The 3918-nt window shown below is 59.2% G+C and carries 2 protein-coding genes and 1 tRNA gene; all 3 read right to left on the bottom strand.

Annotated features, from left to right (window positions below; translation table 11 throughout):
* Positions 1-101: 101 nt before the first annotated feature.
* A tRNA-Leu gene (locus HXO69_RS08750) sits at positions 102-175 on the bottom strand.
* 261 nt (positions 176-436) lie between these two features.
* Entirely contained in the window at positions 437-1822 is a 1386-nt protein-coding gene (locus tag HXO69_RS08755; RefSeq protein ID WP_296546575.1) for an NAD(P)/FAD-dependent oxidoreductase, read from the bottom strand.
* Between the two features lie 456 nt (positions 1823-2278).
* Positions 2279-3883 (bottom strand): S8 family serine peptidase, encoded by a 1605-nt coding sequence (locus tag HXO69_RS08760; RefSeq protein WP_296546576.1) that lies wholly within the window; start codon positions 3881-3883, stop codon positions 2279-2281.
* Between the last annotated feature and the right edge of the window lie 35 nt (positions 3884-3918).

The raw sequence follows: 3918 nt of genomic DNA on the forward strand, positions 1-3918 counted from the left end.
AAACCCAGACATGTAAACCTTCAAACACGCGAGCGGCGACTCCTCCCCTACGGGAAGAGCCGCCGCCTATCTATACCGCGCATCTACGCGTGTCTATGCAGTGCCCCCACTGGGACTCGAACCCAGAACACAAGGATTTTAAGTCCTCTGTCTCTGCCAATTGGACTATGGGGGCGCACCCCGCATAGTTCGGGGCACAAACACCTATTATTCCACGAAAACGCACCCGAACCTAAGCAGAAACACATTTCAAACGGTTCCCCACGCTCAGCCACAGCAATCACCACGCAAAAGCACAGGTGGGCGACTAAGCCGGGCAGCTGGCGAGCATCCGGACACAAAAACGGGCGGTGCAGAAGACCGAAGTCTTCCACACCGCCCTTTGCTTTATCTCAAGTGCGCTATCTCAGGGAGCATACCCCTAAGTCAGGCTATTTTAGAGCTTTGCCTTCTGGCGTGCCGGTGCAGTACCGGTTGCTTCCTGGAATGCCAGGCGCGGGGAGCGCTGGTGGCGAATCGAGGAGGTGTCGCGGCCGAAGATCTGGTTCAGTGCCCAGGTGGTCATAACGCGAACGGTACGCTCGGTGGTGGGGATTGCAGAGCCGTGGTAGCCGCGGTGCATGATCCATGCCAGCGGGCCGCCAATGGTCTTGCCCTTGAAGTTTGCAACGCCCTTCCACAGGCCCAGACCTGCCACAACACCGATGGTCTCGTGGTAGTAGTCGGTCAGGGGCTCGCCGCGGCGAGCAGCCAGCAGGTTCTTAGCCAGAACGACAGCCTGGCGGGAAGCGTGCTGAGCGTTGGGAACGCAGAAGCCACCCACGCCGCCGCCGGAGAGGTCCGGAACAGCTGCGTTGTCGCCTGCAGCCCATGCACCCTCAACCACGCCGTCATCGCCGGTGACGCGCAGGTCTGCGCTCACGCGAACGCGGCCACGCTCGTCGATCGGGAAGTCGGTGTTCTTCAGCATCGGGGATGCTGCCACACCTGCGGTCCAGATCAGGGTGTCGGTCTTGATCTCGCCTGCGGGGGACTTGTCAGCCATGTTGATCAGCTGCAGGTTGCCGTCGGTTGCGTCGGAGAGGGAGGTGTTCAGCAGAATCTCGATGCCGCGTGCACGCAGCTCTGCAACAACCTTCTCTGCACGGTCTGCGGGGACCTCGGGCATGATGCGCGGTGCAGCCTCGACCATGACGAAGTGCAGGTCGGAAACGGAGAGACGCTCGTTGCGCTCGACAGCAACGCGTGCCATGTCTTCGAGCTCGGAGATGGTCTCAACGCCAGCGAAGCCACCACCAACAACGACGAAGGTCAGGGCACGACGACGTGCTTCAGGGTCGGACAGCATGGATGCGACCTCGATGCGGTCCAGAACCCAGTTACGAACAGAAACTGCCTCTTCAATGGTTTTCAGACCGATAGCAACCTCTGCCAGACCCGGAATCGGGAATGCACGGGTCACAGCGCCTGCGCCGAGGACGATCTCGTCGTACTTCAGCTCGAAGGGCTCACCGTTATCGGTGGGCTCCACTACAGCGGTGCGGTTTGCGTGGTCGATGGAGAGAACGCGGCCGGGGATCAGCTCGGTGTCGCGCAGGTGCTGGCGCAGCGGCACAGTTGCGTTACGGCCTTCCATGGAACCTGCTGCAACCTCGGGGAGGAAGGGCTGGTAAGTCATGTAGGGGTTCGGCTCAACGATGGTGACAACGCCACCGGTCTCCTTGATAGCCTTCTGGATCTTCTTAGCAACGGTGAAGCCGACGTAGCCGCCACCGACGATCAGGACGCGAGGACGGTCCTGTGCCACCTTAGTGAATGCCATTTTGTTACTTCCTAGTCTTTAGGTACCGAGGTTCGGTAGCCCCGGTAGGGTGGTATGTGCAACTTTCGGGTCGTTCCGAAAGCTCCCCTGACGAACAAAGCGGCCCGCTCTGGAAGTCCTTGCGCAACGCGAAGTGGCTAGCAGCACGAGCCTGTCTATCACATACCTGTTATCTTCTATTTTACGCCTTTGTTTAGGTAATTTCGCACTTATGCCGTCTCAGGGCGCACCCTAAGTTAAAAGTTTTGCGCATCTGAACGGGGTTCACCCCTTAATGGTGGTTACGGTCAAAAACACCCTTTCTGATTTTTACGCGGCGTGTTCGATATTTTCGTTTATTACTGCTTATCCTGCCAGAACCCCCAACCCAAACAATAAAGCCCGGGGCCAACTCAAAAGTCAGCCCCGGGCGAACAGAAAAGCCACTGTACAACAGAAAAACGTCATCAAACAGTACTAACGAGAGGTCCGGCGAGTACCCCGATGAGACCCCGGATGATGCGCCGCCGCACGAGCCATCCGCGCAGCCTGCCCCGCGCTCACATGCATCCTGTGCAAACGATGCACAGAACCAGCCGTAATAATCGTCAGCCACAACACCAGCGCCGCCAAAATCACCGGTGGCAACCAGCCACGATCCTCCGGAGGGCGACGCGCATCCGGCGCCGCCGCCTTCACAATGCTCTCACCCTCCTCATGGACCGGCGCAGCATCGCTAGGAGTCGGATCGCTCACCTGCCGCTTACGATGCACCGCAATCCACTCAGAAATAGAACCCAACGGATTAGCCGTCACCGTAGGCGCCGCCAAAGCCATTGCATCCTGCGGATTGAAAATACCGTAACCATACAAAGGGTCACGGCCCGTCACGCCAGCATCATCAGCCGAAGCAATCAAACGCTGAGCCAACTGAGCCGCAGACTCCTTCGGATACTTCTGCTTCAACAACGCCGCAACACCCGTCACCAAGGGCGCAGCAGCCGAAGAACCAGACCAAATCATGTACCCGTTACCCGGAGCAGCCGCAATCATATCCGTACTCGGAGCAACCACAGCAATCGAAATGCCCTGAGTCGACGAGCCCTCAGCAACAGCCTTCTTCCGGTCAATACCACCAACCGTCAACACGCCAGGAATCGTCGCCGGAGCACCAACCTGCGTCAAGCCGCTACCGCGGTTACCCGCAGCCGCAACAATCAGCACGCCCTTCTGCTCAGCGTAGGCAAACGCCTCATCCCAGCTCTGCGGCCAGCTCGTCTTATTCGAGCCAATCGACATGTTAATAATCTGAGCCCCATTATCGACCGCGTAACGCACCGCCGCCGGGATCTGCTCATCAATGCTCTTACCGCCGGTCGTACCCATATTCAGCGAAATCGGCAGAATCTTCGCATCGGGAGCTACACCAATCACACCGGTCGGCTTACCCGGCTGACCTGCAATTGCAGAATAGCCCCGCGTATCGTGACCGTGACCGGCAATCAGAGAAGCGACCTCCGTGCCGTGCATCGGCTCAGCGCCCAGGCCCTTCCAGCCGTCCTCGCTACCAACGCCCGAGGCGTCATAACCGCGCAGAACATTACCTTCAAGATCCGGGTGGGTACCGTCCACGCCCGTATCAATCACAGCAACCGTCACGCCCTTACCCGTAGCCTGCGACCACAAGGACGTAATACCGTACTCATTCAGCCAATACTCACGCTGACGAACATCATCACCATTCGTGGTTGACGCGCCCTGACTCGGAGTCGCCGAAGTCTTCGGAACCGCAGTACCCGACGGCGAAGGAGTCGCCGTCACCTCCCTCTTAGGGCTCGGAGACGCAGAAGCGGAAGGAGTCGGGTCCGTCGCCCAGGCAGCAGGCGCCAGCGGGGTCCACAACGGCAGAAGAGTCAACGCGGCACTGGCGCCCAAAGCTGCACCCTTACGGATGCGGCAAGTAGCGCCTCGGTCAGAACCAACCGAGGCGCGCACACCAAATACACGAGACGCACAGGCGAAAGACGGCGCAAAAGACCAGCCGGTCAGGGGCATACCTCGCCGACGCTCAGAACGAACCATTAAAACTCCTCAAGCTGAGCCGCGCCGTGAACCAC

Source organism: Rothia sp. (in: high G+C Gram-positive bacteria) (assembly GCF_015265375.1).
In the GTDB taxonomy this organism is placed as follows: domain Bacteria; phylum Actinomycetota; class Actinomycetes; order Actinomycetales; family Micrococcaceae; genus Rothia.